Annotated in this window: 20 protein-coding genes and 1 pseudogene; all 21 read right to left on the bottom strand. The window is 36.4% G+C overall.

The features are described 5' to 3' along the window. Positions 1-33: 33 nt before the first annotated feature. The 21 genes and pseudogenes from FEE42_RS00745 to FEE42_RS00645 all read right to left on the bottom strand — a co-directional run bounded on the left by FEE42_RS00745 (position 34) and on the right by FEE42_RS00645 (position 14,206). Complete coding sequence (locus FEE42_RS00745; protein ID WP_164027459.1) at positions 34-471, bottom strand: pentapeptide repeat-containing protein; 438 nt, start codon at positions 469-471, stop codon at positions 34-36. Positions 472-481: 10 nt separating this feature from the next. Next, positions 482-1,099 (bottom strand): annotated as a pseudogene (locus FEE42_RS00740) (RHS repeat-associated core domain-containing protein); the annotation flags it as partial. A gap of 118 nt (positions 1,100-1,217) precedes the next feature. Next, positions 1,218-1,451: a hypothetical protein gene (locus FEE42_RS00735; protein ID WP_164027458.1), complete on the bottom strand. Its 234-nt coding sequence runs from the start codon at positions 1,449-1,451 to the stop codon at positions 1,218-1,220. Further along, a complete protein-coding gene (locus FEE42_RS12710; RefSeq protein ID WP_257792979.1) occupies positions 1,448-2,068 on the bottom strand; it encodes an RHS repeat-associated core domain-containing protein in 621 nt (206 codons plus the stop codon). Before FEE42_RS12710 ends, FEE42_RS00735 begins: the two co-directional genes overlap by 4 nt. A 115-nt stretch (positions 2,069-2,183) precedes the next feature. Next, positions 2,184-2,639: a hypothetical protein gene (locus FEE42_RS00725; RefSeq protein ID WP_077550066.1), complete on the bottom strand. Its 456-nt coding sequence runs from the start codon at positions 2,637-2,639 to the stop codon at positions 2,184-2,186. A 4-nt stretch (positions 2,640-2,643) separates the two neighbouring features. After that, positions 2,644-2,742, bottom strand: a complete 99-nt coding sequence (locus tag FEE42_RS12990) for a hypothetical protein (RefSeq protein ID WP_135969254.1) — start codon at positions 2,740-2,742, stop codon at positions 2,644-2,646. Between the two features lie 90 nt (positions 2,743-2,832). After that, a complete protein-coding gene (locus FEE42_RS00715) occupies positions 2,833-3,060 on the bottom strand; it encodes a hypothetical protein (protein WP_077550065.1) in 228 nt (75 codons plus the stop codon). Positions 3,061-3,076: 16 nt separating this feature from the next. After that, positions 3,077-3,820 carry an RHS repeat domain-containing protein gene (locus FEE42_RS00710; protein WP_418067226.1) on the bottom strand — a complete coding sequence of 248 codons (744 nt, stop codon included), beginning with the start codon at positions 3,818-3,820 and terminating at the stop codon, positions 3,077-3,079. A 360-nt stretch (positions 3,821-4,180) separates the two neighbouring features. After that, positions 4,181-4,405, bottom strand: a complete 225-nt coding sequence (locus tag FEE42_RS00705) for a hypothetical protein (protein WP_164027457.1) — start codon at positions 4,403-4,405, stop codon at positions 4,181-4,183. Positions 4,406-4,840: 435 nt separating this feature from the next. Then, positions 4,841-5,116 (bottom strand): RHS repeat domain-containing protein, encoded by a 276-nt coding sequence (locus FEE42_RS12705; RefSeq protein WP_237184442.1) that lies wholly within the window; start codon positions 5,114-5,116, stop codon positions 4,841-4,843. Positions 5,117-5,694: 578 nt separating this feature from the next. Continuing rightward, positions 5,695-6,414 (bottom strand): RHS repeat domain-containing protein, encoded by a 720-nt coding sequence (locus FEE42_RS12700; protein WP_257792978.1) that lies wholly within the window; start codon positions 6,412-6,414, stop codon positions 5,695-5,697. Positions 6,415-6,601: 187 nt separating this feature from the next. Then, the gene (locus tag FEE42_RS00690) at positions 6,602-7,054 is read right to left on the bottom strand and encodes a hypothetical protein (RefSeq protein ID WP_135969669.1); all 453 of its coding nucleotides are present in this window, start codon (positions 7,052-7,054) and stop codon (positions 6,602-6,604) included. Between the two features lie 3 nt (positions 7,055-7,057). Then, a complete protein-coding gene (locus FEE42_RS00685) occupies positions 7,058-7,936 on the bottom strand; it encodes an RHS repeat domain-containing protein (protein ID WP_237184440.1) in 879 nt (292 codons plus the stop codon). Between the two features lie 170 nt (positions 7,937-8,106). Continuing rightward, positions 8,107-8,589 (bottom strand): hypothetical protein, encoded by a 483-nt coding sequence (locus tag FEE42_RS00680; RefSeq protein WP_135969197.1) that lies wholly within the window; start codon positions 8,587-8,589, stop codon positions 8,107-8,109. A gap of 4 nt (positions 8,590-8,593) precedes the next feature. Beyond that, positions 8,594-10,498 (bottom strand): RHS repeat-associated core domain-containing protein, encoded by a 1,905-nt coding sequence (locus tag FEE42_RS00675; protein ID WP_164027456.1) that lies wholly within the window; start codon positions 10,496-10,498, stop codon positions 8,594-8,596. 59 nt (positions 10,499-10,557) lie between these two features. Beyond that, positions 10,558-11,103, bottom strand: coding sequence for a hypothetical protein (locus FEE42_RS00670; protein ID WP_237184439.1), 546 nt, complete (start codon positions 11,101-11,103; stop codon positions 10,558-10,560). Between the two features lie 11 nt (positions 11,104-11,114). Continuing rightward, positions 11,115-11,807 carry an RHS repeat-associated core domain-containing protein gene (locus tag FEE42_RS00665; protein ID WP_164027455.1) on the bottom strand — a complete coding sequence of 231 codons (693 nt, stop codon included), beginning with the start codon at positions 11,805-11,807 and terminating at the stop codon, positions 11,115-11,117. A 23-nt stretch (positions 11,808-11,830) separates the two neighbouring features. Continuing rightward, the gene (locus tag FEE42_RS00660; protein WP_164027454.1) at positions 11,831-12,466 is read right to left on the bottom strand and encodes a hypothetical protein; all 636 of its coding nucleotides are present in this window, start codon (positions 12,464-12,466) and stop codon (positions 11,831-11,833) included. Positions 12,467-12,485: 19 nt separating this feature from the next. Beyond that, on the bottom strand, positions 12,486-12,866 hold the full coding sequence (locus tag FEE42_RS00655) for a hypothetical protein (protein WP_164027453.1): 381 nt from the start codon (positions 12,864-12,866) through the stop codon (positions 12,486-12,488). Between the two features lie 393 nt (positions 12,867-13,259). Further along, positions 13,260-13,940: an RHS repeat-associated core domain-containing protein gene (locus tag FEE42_RS00650; RefSeq protein ID WP_257792976.1), complete on the bottom strand. Its 681-nt coding sequence runs from the start codon at positions 13,938-13,940 to the stop codon at positions 13,260-13,262. Between the two features lie 35 nt (positions 13,941-13,975). After that, positions 13,976-14,206, bottom strand: coding sequence for a hypothetical protein (locus FEE42_RS00645; RefSeq protein WP_077585994.1), 231 nt, complete (start codon positions 14,204-14,206; stop codon positions 13,976-13,978). Between the last annotated feature and the right edge of the window lie 6 nt (positions 14,207-14,212).

Raw genomic sequence — 14,212 nt, 5'->3', positions numbered from 1 at the left:
TCAAATTGATACAACTATACCTAAATAAAATATTTATGATAGATAGTTAAAAACATTCCCATTTATTAATTGAGCGCCTGTCATATTTAATTTTTCAATAAAACTATCATTCAAATAAATATCTTTAAATATACACTCTCTAATAATACATTTATTGAAATCTGTAAATCTAAATATACAACTATTAAACTTACAGTTATCAAATGAGGTTTCAGACAAACCAGCTGTTATAAATGAACAGTTATTAAAATGACACTCCATAAAAGAAGTTTTTACAAAAAATGCCCCCCGAAAAGATACATTATTAAAAATAACTTTATCCAATGACATTTCTATAAATTCAAATCGATGAAAATCAACGTGATTGATAATTTTACTATTGTTTAATAAGTGAATCAGATCTAATCCATTAGAGTTAATTAGTTCACTATTAATTTTAAATAAAATATCTTCAAAGCATTCTTTTTTCATACTTCCTCCTTTATCTCCAATCCTTAATATCAGGTACTATATCTTTTAATGGTTTTATCCTATAAGTTTGGGATGGGGGAACCACACCTGGGGCTATTGGTGGAATTTGATCGCATAACAATCCTGCAACCATCCTATGATTACCTTCAACGATAACATTATTATCCATTTTTATAGCAGGAGGAACACTTCCCTGTTCGATTAATAGTGTATAATCCCTTAGCATTGGTATAGATACTCCTGATTGTAGTGTATAGTAAGGAGTATTTTTTGTTACATCTTTGATATTTTCTATGGTGGGTTCTTTACATTTCCTACGCTTTTCTTCCTCGCATTTGTTACAAGTATCCGAAGTTAAAAGTGAGCTGACTGCGCCTACGGCAAAAAAACTTAATAATACTGAAGCACCCGCCCCCGCAGCACAACCCAAAGGTCCTCCCAATGCTCCGGCAGCACATCCTGCAGCTATTTGTGCAACTGCCCCTGAAACATCAATCCATGCCTGTACATTAGGCGCAAACTGATAAAAATTCATCCTTCCCTGTAACCCAATCGGGTCTTGTGTGATAAACCGCCCCGTCATCGGTTCATAGTAACGCAGGAAGTTATAATGTAATCCCGTTTCTTGGTCAAAATATTGGCTTTACAATCCATAGTGTAATTTGAGACACAATCAAATAAATTTTTAATATTAATTTATTTGAAAATAACCTTTGCTTTCAACTGATAAGTTATAGGTATCTCTATTATTTTATTACATCTTTATACTTTGATACCCCAACATCTTGATATAAATTCAATAATTCATCCTTTACCTCTGGATAAAAAATAACAGGAATAGATTCATAACACTTAATTCCGTCATTTAAATTCCCCATTTTTATATCAACCATACAATTATCAAATACTTGAGTATAATAAATTCTTGCAATAACAAATACTAATATTACAAAAAAAAGAAATAGGGCTGTTTTTCTCATTTGATCACCTCTAGAATATTTTCATGCCCTTTTTTAGCCTCCTCATCTAAAAAAGATATCATTGCATCAAACTCTTCTTTACATTTTCCTTGTGGAGATACTGTAATACAACCTTTAGAAAAAGTACCTAGATGCAAATTGGCTCCTCCTCTTTTTATCCCTAAATAATATCCTAGCGAACTAAATTTATTCCAGCTAACTTCCTGTAAAGCATACCAATCGCTACCTTTATGTTTATCCTTTGTATTTCTAAACATATTAAATTTCCCAGGCCAAATTGGTCCATCGTTTTTATTATTCACCTCACTAATTTTATTTTTAGCATCTCCACGTCCAGAATGAATACAATTAGAGTCAATCTTATATATTTTTCTGTCATTAGGATCATTTGAGGTACAAGCTAGTTCATGTCTTTCTATAGAATAAGTACAGTTGGCCAACCCCAACGGATCAACCCACACCTGTGCATTATCCGCAAACTGATAAAAATTCTCTCCTCCCGCAAGCCCAATCGGGTCTTGTGTGATAAACCGTCCCGTCATCGGCTCATAATAGCGCAGGAAGTTATAATGCAACCCCGTCTCTTGGTCAATGTATTGATTCTGTAAGCGGAACAGTTGGTGTCCCTGGTGTTATAGCAGAATCTATTATTTAATTCTGTTTACTATTCAAAGTAATTTTTAACCAATAACTTATTTAAGTTACAGCTACAATGATTGTTACCACCATAATTTAAGATAATTTTGAAGCTAAAAATTCTAAATCTAAGAATAAGTAATGCTCTCCGATTTCAGATATAATCTCCTCACTAGTTTCATATAAAATGTTTTCAATAATCTTATTTAAAATAGACAAATCTGAAAATTCCAATTGATTAATTAGCTCAACTATTCTTTCTGTCATTGTCATATTAACAATGAAATCCAATAAGGATATAGATAGACATTCAACTTCACTTTGTATTAAATACAAAATCCTTGGTAACAAATAATCTAGCCCTGAAATGCTAAAAAAATTCCAAGGTAATGAATGTTTCCCATCAAATTGTATCTCATCTATAGGCGTCCCCTCATAATACTTAAAGTCATTTTGGTATTCTAAGCATACATAATGGTCACTTCTATATTTACTTATAAACAAGCCAGTACTAGGGTAATTCCTATATTTTATTTGAAAAATCTTTCCCATAATATTATTTCATACCATTACATTTATAATAGTTCTTCCAAGCATCCGCAATTTGTTGCTGATGGGTAGCATCTCCACCTTCCCAACACGTCTGCTCTCTTATAGAGCGAGCTTAGGCGGATATGCTGTGTGGGTTTGAGCCAGATTGCCTAGACTGTCATAGTAGTATTATGCGAATAAGAAATATTAGTTTTTAATCTCCTTCCCTTTTTACTAGCTCTAAATCATCCTCTGGCTTATCCTCATAATAAGTTAAACCATATTTAGGAAAATCAACCAGTAGTCCTGTCTTTAAGTAACTAAAAAATTCATATCCTTCCATAAATAAGTTATCTGAAATAATGGCAACAATAGTTCCAATATCTCCAGGAACACTTGCCTTATCACCTAACTTAATCTGAGATCCATTATAATATTTCATAATTTATATCCTTACCTTATATTGCAAAATATTCAACAGGAATAGCTCCAGCAGGAGGTCCAACTGATACATCTATTGTTTGTATTTCATGCCAAAAACATCTACATTTAGGGAAAGGGCTTTGGTGCGCTTCAAATATATGATAATGGCTACCTAGATGCGGATAATGGGGTTTACTTGGAGGAACTTGATCCAATCTATATCCAATAGTACCTACAGGTACTATTTTTCCACTTACAGTCTTACAAGGCGGACACTGCTTCTTATCACATTTAGAGGTATTTTCCGATTTACTTTGTGCAGAAGATCTAGCCTTATCATGCTCTTCCTTCGCATCCATGATACCTGCCGCAATAAGAATGCCCGCCACAGCAGTTCCTACATAAGCTAATCCTTCCAAAATCCAAGGGACTGCCGGTGCAAGTGCCGGCGCAAATAATCCCAACGGATCTATTTGATTCTGCACCGTTCCCTCAAACCGATAAAGATTCATCCCACCCTGCAACCCAATCGGGTCTTGTGTCGTAAACCGTCCCGTTATCGGTTCATAGTAGCGCAGAAAGTTATAATGCAACCCCGTCTCTTGGTCAATGTATTGGTTCTGTAAGCGGAACGGTTGGTGGCCTTGATTTTGTTGTGCGAGGTGGCGGTCATAGTGTAAGCCGCCCCACGCATCATATCTCCCACGCCAAATCAGTTTGCCTTGGCTGTCCGTCATCTCCCTCGGTATGCCTATTTGGTCGCAGTGGAAGTAGTTTATCTCGTGCTCAATTCGGTTGCCCTGTTCATCCCTGCGGTCAATACATTGCGCCAGCGGTTCGTAGCTGTTCGCGTGGCGGTAGATATAGGTAAAAGTGCGGTCGTTTTTCGTGCGTTTTGGACACTTTTCGCTTTGTGAATTTCCTGCATCAGGTGGCTACCAGCCCAGACGAAGATGGTGTGGATTTCCTATTCGTCCTGTTTGTTCCGCTTCGCTTTGACTATCCGTCTGTCCAGGGCGCCATAAGAATAAATCCAACTTTCTTGGCGACAGCCATCGTTGGATGAGTGAACCAACAGTTTACGCACAAAAATTCACAGTATGTGTGTGGATTTTTCAAATCCACACACCCTACGTTCGCTATTCTTGTCTTTGAATAAACTCTACATCTTCTTCTATTTCATCATCATAATAAATTAGACCGTAATGATTAAACTTAATAAGAACGCCTTTATGTAAATATGCAAAAGAATCATATCCTTCTAAATATTTATTCTCAGAAATAATAGCAACTACTGTCCCCGGACTCTTAGATAACGTAACTCTATCACCAAGTTTAACTTTAATTCCATTATAATAATTCATTTATATTTCCTTATTGAAACGGCTCTGCAGGAATTGCGTCAACTGGAGGAGTTTCTCCTCTTGTAACATCTAACATGCCGTGTTTACCCCAAAAGCATCGGCAATTATTGGGATTTTGATTTGCTTTATATAAATGGTAATGACTTCCTGTGTATGGATAATGTGGCTTACTTGGCGGAACCTGATCCAAACGATATCCAATAGTTCCTACAGGAATGATTTTCCCATTCACAGTCTTACAAGGTGGACATTGGTTTTTATCACATTTTCCAGTATCTGTATCAGCTTCTGATAAAGGAATCACTCCAGTCGCAGCAGCCCCCAATATTCCATAGGCAACCCACTTAGGCCATGCAACATCTGTTGGATCTGGAGTTGCAGTATCAGCAGCAATAAGTGATAAAACGCCTGTTGCGGCCCCGGCTGCACTTAAACCTAAAGCATCACTCCACCCCTGTGCATTATCCGCAAACTGATAAAATTCATCCCTCCCTGTAACCCAATCGGGTCTTGGCTGATAAACCGTCCCATCATCGGTTCATAATAGCGTAGGAAGTTATAATGTAACCCCGTCTCTTGGTCAACGTATTGGTTCTGTAAGCGGAACGGTTGGTGGCCTTGATTTTGTTGAGCGAGGTGGCGGTCATAGTGTAAGCCACCCCAAGCATCATAGCGCCCGCGCCAAATCAGTTTGCCTTGGCTGTCCGTCATCTCCCTTGGTATACCGATTTGGTCGCAGTGGAAGTAGTTTATCTCGTGCTCAATTCGGTTGCCCTGTTCATCCCTGCGGTCAATACATTGCGCCAGCGGCTCGTAGCTGTTCGGGTAGCGGTAGATATAGGTAAAAGTGCGGTCGGTTTCTTGGTCGTTTTTTGGATTTTATCAGATTCCCTATACCTAGTGTGAGCCGTCCCAAATAAATTAGATATGTAATTGTTTTTTTATCCATAAGAAAAATAATTTCATCCTATTAATCTAATATGCAATAAGATCATGACTCAATAGAATAGAAGTTATAATAAAGAAAATAAAATAAGATAAAATCATCATAATTGTCATATTTAAAATTAATATTAAATAACTAACATATACCTTGCCATAAAATTTCATATAAACTTGACAAACAAAAAAAATAATTGGTATATATATAAATAAAATAGTATCTTTATCAATATAAAACCAAAGTAAATATATAAATCTATCATTAGTCAAAAGAGATAAAACACTCATCAAAGCAACATAAATAACAATACATATATTGTGAATTATTAACTCTAATTTTCCCATATTTACTTAACCTTTTTAATCTTAAAAATTTCTTTTTCCACTTCAGTTGAAAAATCTTGGCAATTATTCATTAACAAACTGTAATTATCATTACCAAAAACCAGATTATTTCTTATCACTATTTCCCCATTATCTGCTTTCTCTAAAGTTGGTTTCGTTCTATTTTTTACATTATTTACAGCTTGCCTCATAGTCTCATCATCATAATGTGTATTAGAACATTTATATCCTTTCATTGATGTTTCAGAGAAGAGCCCATCTCCTCCGTATCCTATATTAGTTCCATCATCATAAAAAATATGTTCATGAAATATACCTAAATCTAGCCCGCCTCTAAAATTAGGGTCTATATCAGAACTTCCTGGAATATTTTTCAATGCTCTAGTACAAAAACGCGCTAATCCTAATGGATCAACCCACCCCTGCGTATTATCCGCAAACCGATAAAAATTCTCTCCTCCCTCAAGCCTAATCGGGTCTTGGCAGATAAACCGTCCCGTCATCGGTTCATAATAACGTAGGAAGTTATAATGCAAGCCCGTTTCTTCATCAAAATATTGATTCTGTAAACGGAACGGTTGGTGTCCCTGGTTTTGTTGCGCGAGGTGGCGGTCATAGTGTAAGCCGCCCCATGCATCATAGTGTCCCCGCCAAATCACTTTGCCTTGGCTGTCCGTCATCTCCCTCGGGATACCGATTTGGTCGCAGTGGAAGTAGTTTATCTCGTGCTCAATTCGGTTGCCCTGTTCATCCCTGCGGTCAATACATTGCGCCAGCGGCTCGTAGCTATTTGGGTCGCGGTAAATGTAGTTTCAGGATGTTTTTACAAGCTAACAACTACATACACTATCTGAACATTATAAGTACGTATAGAGAGATGCGCACAATCAGATATTAATTTCTTAAAAATTAACAATTATTATAAACTCCAACCTCTCTCACATCTAATTCTGATATATTTCCTAAATTAGAAATCTCAAATATTTTACTAAAATTTAAATCAGAAATCTTAATTAAATAGATGTCATTTAGTGATAACAAAAATCTTAATAAATCCTGACTATACCTTATAACCTTAAATATTGGATAAGATTCAATTGGATAATTTACACCTGAATATGAATATATAAACAAATATACAGACTCATAACCCAAATCCTCCTCTAGCCTTAAGATAACATTAGAAATAGAAAGATCACTATATATAAAATCAACATTCATTAATTTATAAAATTCCAGAGACTTAGGAAACACCACAATTTCATCAATATAATCAAACAAACTCGTTAGTTTATTTTCACGCCAATACTCTAAAATTTTCTTCTGTTGAATAGCAATTAATTTCTCTTGTAATTTGTTCATATATTAATTCCTATGTTCAATTGTTGGGTAATCTTTATAATATTTCCAGGAAAATGTCCCATTACCATTATTTCTCCTTTGAACATTGTTATAACTATCCATTTTCGCACTGCCAACATGCCAGTGAGGGCAGGGATGGATTAAATCTGCTGGATGATGTGAAACAATTAAGGGTTGACCATTAACTTTAGTACTTTGATACATATATTGCTCCCAGCCTGGAACTCTATTTTGAGCAATAGGCATTGATGTAATTGGAATACCTGCGGTCTGTAATGCAATTTTTCTAGAGCTATCTTTACTTGGATATTGGGAGCAAGGGTCGTTGCATTGTCCTACCTTAGATATACTTTCCGATTTGGCTTGTGTAGTAGGCTGAGCCTTATCATGCTCTTCCTTCGCATCCATGATACCTGCCGCAATAAGAATGCCCGCCACAGCAGTTCCTACATAAGCTAATCCTTCCAAAATCCAAGGGACTGCCGGTGCAAGTGCCGGCGCAAATAATCCCAACGGATCGATTTGATTCTGCACCGTCCCCTCAAACCGATAAAAATTCTCTCCTCCCGCAAGCCCAATCGGGTCTTGTGTCGTAAACCGCCCCGTTATCGGGTCGTAGTAGCGCAGGAAGTTATAGTGTAACCCTGTTTCTTCATCAAAATATTGATTCTGTAAACGGAACGGTTGGTGACCTTGGTTTTGTTGCGTGAGGTGGCGGTCATAGTGTAAGCCGCCCCACGCATCATAACGTCCCCGCCAAATCAGTTTGCCTTCGCTGTCCGTCATCTCCCTCGGCACGCCGATTTGGTCACAGTGGAAGTAGTTAATCTCGTGCTCAATCCGGTTTCCCTGTCCGTCCGTGCGGGCAAGACATTGCGCCAACGGCTCGTAGTTGTTCGGGTGGCGGTAAATATAGGTAAAAGTGCGGTCGGTTTCTTCGATATTTTTCGCTTTATAGATTTACTGCACTAGGACTGAGCTATCCCAAATAAATAGGGGATGCAATTATCTTTCAACTTGTTTTTTGTTCAGTCTTAAGTAGACCTTTTTAACTACTCACAAATATCTAATTTTTCTTTATTATTCAAATTTATAATCATGACATTTATTTTTTTATTTAAGTCATATTTACTAACTAAATAATACTTACCATCTTCTTTGAATATAAAGCAGTATTCGATACCATTAGAGATAAACTTCTTTATTTTTTCATTTGGCATATTTAATTTATTTAGAAAATCTTTAGATTCTTTTGGTGATCTTGATTTTATTAGTGAAAAATCCTTTAGATCTTCATTGTTTTCAATTTGAAATATTAAAATAAGATCATTGGTTTCAACAAATCGTCTCAAATAGATATCTGTAGCTTTTTCTGGTGGGGAGGGTATATACCAAGAACCCGAATCTGAATTAAATTCAAATGTATTTTTATAATAGCTTTCAGTGTGATTATCTACTAAAAATGCCAATGTTATTATTGTAAATAAAAATATAAGTAATATTGATAATATAATCTTAATAGTTAATTTTATCATAATGTTATAAATATCCTTTTTGTTTAAGAAACTCTTTAGTATTGAGATGTTCTTTATTTATAAATTTTTCGCATCGTTGAGCACAGCTTTGATCTGATGGACATTTAAATCCATATTCATTAACAGCTATATCTTTTTTCATATCAATGAGCATTTGAGACTGCGATAGCTTGTTATCACCATACCTACCTATTAGATTCTGTAGCCAATCAACTCCTTCTTTTATTATTCCATAACCTAATGCTAGATTTTTATCTGGCACATTTGATTTTGATACTTTACAAAATGCAGTACAGTGGAAAAACTGATCTGAATCAACTAATTTATATTTTTTCATATCAGATAAAGTTTTACTCAGAATTTCAAAGCTAAAATCAGTACTAGAATATTTGGCTGAAGCTCCATACCAATCACCAAATTGATCTATATACGTTGTACTCAACCCCAAAGGATCTAGATACCTCTCCACATTCGGAGCAAACCGATAAAAATTCTCTCCTCCCGCAAGCCCAATCGGGTCCTGTGTCATAAACCGTCCCGTCATCGGTTCATAATAACGTAGGAAGTTATAATGCAACCCCGTTTCTTCATCAGAGTATTGGTTTTGTAAGCGGAACGGTTGGTGGCCTTGATTTTGTTGGGCTAAGTGGCGGTCATAGTGTAAGCCGCCCCAAGCATCATAGCGTCCTCGCCAAATCAGTTTGCCTTGGCTGTCCGTCATCTCCCTCGGGATACCGATTTGGTCGCAGTGGAAGTAGTTTATCTCGTGCTCAATTCGGTTAGGGTTTTCCTCTTTCCGTCCGATACATTGCGCCAACGGCTCGTAGCTGTCCGGGTGTGCGTAGATATAGCTAAAAGTGCGGTCATTTTCTTGCGCGTTTTTACCTTTTTGAATTTCCTGCACTAGGTGGCTACCGTCCCAGACGAACAGGGTGTGGATTTCAGGCTCACCCTGTTTGTTTAATTTCGCTTTGGCTATCCGTCTGCCAACGGCGTCATAATAATAAACCCAATGTTCTTTTCGATAGCGGGTGGCAATCTCGGCACCTATCAAACGGTCGTGTAAGTCGTAGCGGTAACTGACCCGATTGTCTTTGTCATAGGTGGTTGCTAGGGTGTTGCCTAAGCTATCGTAAGTAAAACCCACGCCGGCATAGTGGCTAATTCGGTTGTTTTTGATGATTTGGTTGTCATGCTCAATCAGATTATGTGCCGGGTCAAAACGAAACCGTTCATGATATTGGGATTTGCCATTTCCTTGGCTGTGCGCGTGTTCGATACGTCCTAGCGGGTCATATTGATAGGTGGTTTGGTCGCGTTCAAATTGTCCACCGGTAAACAAGCGGGTGTCGCTTTGTTGTAGGTTTCCGCTTGGGTCATAAGTAAAGGTTCGCGCTAGGGTGCGAATGGCGGTACTCTCCGTTAGTCCGGCTTGTTGTTTGGTTAATTGTCCCAATGGATTATATTGATATTCGCCGGTTATTCTCCCTTGTGTGCGGGTGATTTCCCGGTGGCGCTTATCGCGGGTAATTTCGCTGATAAGTTGGTGATTGAGCTTAATGCCCGATAAGTGCCCTGTGCCGTAGTAAAAATAATGAATGTCATCCCCGCTCGGTAAGCCGGTTTTGATGCGGTTGCCGTTGGCGTCATATTGATAACTTACCTTGGTCGCGGCGTTATCAAGCATTTGGTGTGTGACGGTTTCTTCCACTAAACGCCCTAGCGCATCATAACGATAAGCAAGCCGGCTTTCGCCGTTGTCTATGTCCGTCAAGCGACCGTTGGCGTCATAGCGGTAGTGGGTGGTGTGTTGTTGATGACCCTGTTTGATTTGTTGTTTGGTGAGCCTTCCCTGACGGTCGTAATGAAAGGCGGTTTTATTGCCCTGCGGGTCGATGACCGCTGCCATATGTTCTACGTTGTTATAGCGATAAAAAAAGACATGAATAGAAAAATAATCTCATGAGCTTATATTCCCCCATTCAATATAGATATTGTTTTTGTATTTGTATAAATACTAACAATTTTCCAATAATGTTCAGGGATTTTTTGTTTGTTTATTAGCAAATATTCATTAGCTTTATTATAAGAGGAGAACAAACTATACTCATTTAATAAATAGTCATCTTTATTATATTCTGCCGAGATACCATGAGTTCTAATACTAAGAAAGAGAGTATCCATAACATCGTAACCTAAAAATACTAAATCAGCTGAGGAATAAATATCTTGAATAGGTTCAAATCCCAAAATATCTAACCAATAATTATAATCATAATTTTCAACTGATAATACGCATGGGTGAAATCCCTTAAATGCGAAGTTCAAGGATTCTTTATTTTTAGGCTGAAAATGTTCAACTTGATCTATACTAGTAATATTTAGGTTGTATTGGTCGTTATAATAATTAGGAATTTTATCGCATTCTAAGGTATCATCCCAAATAGTGAAATCATAAGAAAGTTGCTTATCTGTTGGAAAACAACAAATTCTTGTTGATAAATATTTCATCATATATCTCTCTTTTAATGTGGGTAATTAGGCGGTCTATTAGAACTACTATTTAAATCAACCCAGCTAGGATCTATAGCTCCAAAATATTGATGCCCCCAAATTGATTTATTACCTTTTTGCCATCTACATTTACAATCATTCGGATTTTGCTGTACCTCGAAGATGTGGTAATGCATCTGTCCTGCGAACATTCCTCTTTCATGAGATTCAGTCCCCTGATATCCTATTGTTCCTACGGGATAAGGCTTACACGGCGGACATTTTGTTTTATCGCATTTAGATGTACTTTCAGCCTTAGTTTCAGAACTTGTCTGCTCTTGACTTTTCATTGCTTCCTCTGCTACAACTCCGACGCCAAAAATACCTAACGTCACAAGTGCCGCTTTTCCTAACGCTATAAGCTCTGGTGCAAAAACAATAGCTTGTACGAATAACCCCAACGGATCGATTTGATTCTGCACCGTCCCCTCAAATCGATACAGGTTATTCCCTCCCGCAAGCCCAATCGGGTCTTGTGTGATAAACCGTCCCATCATCGGTTCATAATAGCGTAGGAAGTTATAATGTAATCCCGTTTCTTGGTCAATGTATTGATTCTGTAAGCGGAACGGTTGGCGCCCCAGATTTTGTTGGGCGAGGTGGCGGTCATAATGTAAGACGCTCCAAGCGTCATAACCTCTGTCAGATGATGTTCTCTTGAGCATTGAATTGATGTATTATATAGTAATTAAAATAAACGGTTTATTTTTTCTAACGTGTAACTATCACAAAATACAGCAATAGGTTCCCACTTTATATTTTGTTTTATTCCCTGCACAGTAATGATTACATCACTGTTGTTTTTATTTAGATAAAAATCTAATTTATCGTCATTTAACAATCCATATTTATTTAAATCAGTTATTTTTATATTTAGAAGAGTATTATTCTCTAAAATAATAGGATAAAAACCATCTGTAATAGCTTCATCACCTTCATTATTAACTATAGTCCACCCAAGAAAACACATATTTTTAATGGAAATATTCTTATCCCATAAACATTCTAATTTTTTATCTTCTGTTGAACAAAAAAACAAAATAAAAACATTGTAACTGCGGCATTCTTCAATCAAAGAAGAATCTGTTATTATTAAGTCTTCAGCATAGTAAATACTCGAGCCAGTTGAATATATGGAAAATGTTTTATTTTCTATTTTTTTAACTAGTTCAATTGCCTCCTGCTCACAGTTTCTTAAAGAAGCTTCTAATTTTTCATTGGATATTATCTTTGTTTTTTTTGATATATCTGGAAAAATCAATATCTTATTTTTATATTTAAAAAAATTGCTATAAAAGCTACATTTTTCTAGAAATAGTTTCATATTATCTCTTTCTCCTATATTAAGGGTAGGATGGTGGTTGTCCTTTTCCATTTAAATCAATTGCTCCAACCGGAATATTATAGACATGATGACCGTATGTGGCTTTTATTTGTCGAGTATGCTGCCATTTACAAGAGCAGTCTCTATTATCTTGAGTAACAGCAAATAATTTATAATGAGAAACTCCAACTCCACCATTACTTCTAACTCCATCAATGCCATGTTGCGTTATTCTAGGTCCAATATAACCTATAGCTCCTACCGGATAAGGTTTACAAGGCGGACACGGCTTCTTATCACATTTAGAGGTGTTTTCCGATTTAGCCTGTGTAGCAGACTGAGCCTTATCATGCTCTTCCTTCGCCTCCATAATACCCGCAGCAATAAGAATACCTGTCAAAGCAGTTCCTACATAAGCTAATCCTTCCAAAATCCAAGGGACTTGCCGGTGCGTAGCTGATCCTACTCTCCATATAACCTAATATATTCTTCCAACATATAAATAAAAATTATATAACTTACTAAAGTTATGAAAAGAAAGTTAATTATTATTATAAATAATTTTTCTAATTTGAAATATCTTATAACAAATAACACTTGAAAAATAAAAATTAAAAAGGGAATATAAATTATAACCCATCCATTTAAATGTATAAAAACAAACTTAGAAAAAAAACGCTGATAATGAATAGGACTAAAAAAAGACAATCCTATAAAAATAACCACATACAACAAACAAAAAATATCAACCAAAATGAGATTACATTTATATGATTTTAAAAGATGAATTAATTTATTTTTCAATGTTATTCCCCACATCTGTTACGAAATGCTGACAATTATTGTTTACCACATTGTATCTACTCACATCATATTTCTTTATTTTTCTAGTACCATAGACTAAACTTCCATATTCATTTATTTCACTTTTCCTATAAATTTCAACCTCTTTCATATTTAATACATTATTAACAGCTTTTCTCACCTTTTCATCATCATAGTGCTTACCTTCACATTTATATTGAGACAGAAGTTCAGGATCTGTTTCCTTATATACACCTTTATCTTTAGCATATCCTATATTATCTCCATCATCATATATGATCTGTTCATGAAGTATTCTTAGATGTCCATTATCTCGATTTCTATTTTCCGGATTATCTGGATACCAATCTTTTAAAACAGGAGCATTTAGAGGTCTAGTACAGAATCTAGCTAATCCCAAAGGATCAACCCATGCCTGTACATTGGGCGCAAATTGATAAAGATTCATCCCACCTTTCAACCCGATCGGGTCTTGTGTCATAAACCGTCCCGTCATCGGCTCATAATAGCGCAGGAAGTTATAATGTAATCCCGTCTCTTGGTCAACGTATTGGTTCTGTAAGCGAAACGGTTGGTGGCCTTGGTTTTGTTGTGCTAGGTGGCGATCATAGTGCAAACCGCCCCAAGCATCATATCGCCCGCGCCAAATCAGTTTGCCTTGGTTGTCCGTCCTTATATAGTTATTTAAATTCTTTCCAAGAAATCAATGTTATCATCTCTCTGTATGTGAACTAATCCAATTTGCTCAAATTTAATCATAACTCCTCCTTCCTGAGAGGATAAATAACTATAATCATAGTTATCCAAGAAAACTTTCTCATCAATTAAACACACAATAATACCTTTTATAGGATTGCTTCCTTTCCAGATTACACAATCTCCCAATTTCATTTTTTCCCCACCTGAGTATTTCATAAATTA

This window comes from Rodentibacter caecimuris, assembly GCF_010587025.1.
Classification (GTDB): Bacteria; Pseudomonadota; Gammaproteobacteria; order Enterobacterales; family Pasteurellaceae; genus Rodentibacter; species Rodentibacter caecimuris.
Note: the sequence above shows the minus strand (reverse complement) of the source record. Positions and strands in the feature narration are given on the sequence as shown.